The following is a 975-nucleotide window of genomic DNA, read 5'->3' on the forward strand; positions in this document are numbered from 1 at the left end:
TTTTGATGTTGTAGCAGTGCATGTTTTTTATCATTGTTTTTGTCAAAGGCGTTCGGATGTTGAAAAGTATTCAACATTAGCAGATTTTACAAAAGATGATTTAAAAATAATAGAAAAAGTGCTTCGTAAATACAATATTCCATGTGATCAATTAGCCAATAATACTGTAGTTAGTCATTGTGAATATTTGAGCGAGATTATGACAGAATTAAAAATGTTAAATCGATTGCCTTATGATTTTGAAGAAAGACTAAGTGCAACTTTTATTCCTTCGCGTGGAGAATATCAAAATTTTGGCATTATGGCAGCTATTGATCATATCAATGCTTTAAAAGATTTAGTTAAACGCTTTCCAAAATTTGCAGATTTACCAAAAATTTATGGCGGGGGGTCATATGGAGGATATCTATCTTTACTCATAGCAAAAATAGCTCCTTGGTATGTGGATGGTGTGATTGATAATTCAGGTTCGGCTTTGCCACCTTTAAATTATATTTTAGGAAGAGAAATGGAGGACGGTTGTGATTATGTTTTAAATAGTTCGCATATTTTAATAGAATGTTTTGTAAAAACCCACTGGACACGTAAAGAAAATTCACCTTATTTTTTTAATAATGAAAATTATCTTATTAGAACATTGTTAAATAAAGATCATTTGATTTTACAAAGTCAAAAAAATAAAAATATCATTTATGTGAGTTATCATAGCAAAGAAGATCCTTTAACTCCAGCAAATTTTAAAGAACAAACCATGCAAATATTAAAAATTTTAGGTTACGATGTAAGCTTAAATTTGATAGATGAAAATCAAATTGATGGAAAATTTATTAAAAATTTAGATCATGGTTGTGGTATACCTGATAAAGCCTTATTTAGAAAAGAACTTCCTTTAATGCTTGAAAAACTACAAAAAAGAAAATCTTTTATGCAAGAAAATTCCATCTCTTATCCTTGTGGGAATAAAGTATTTACTTT

At 28.5% G+C, this 975-nt stretch carries 1 protein-coding gene; it reads left to right on the forward strand.

Annotated elements, in window-relative coordinates:
* On the forward strand, positions 1-975 hold a 975-nt coding region (locus tag AJ930_RS08935; protein WP_261659526.1), incomplete at both ends, for a DUF2920 family protein.

The sequence above is a fragment of the Campylobacter sp. BCW_6871 genome (genome assembly GCF_001762325.1).
In the GTDB taxonomy this organism is placed as follows: domain Bacteria; phylum Campylobacterota; class Campylobacteria; order Campylobacterales; family Campylobacteraceae; genus Campylobacter_D; species Campylobacter_D jejuni.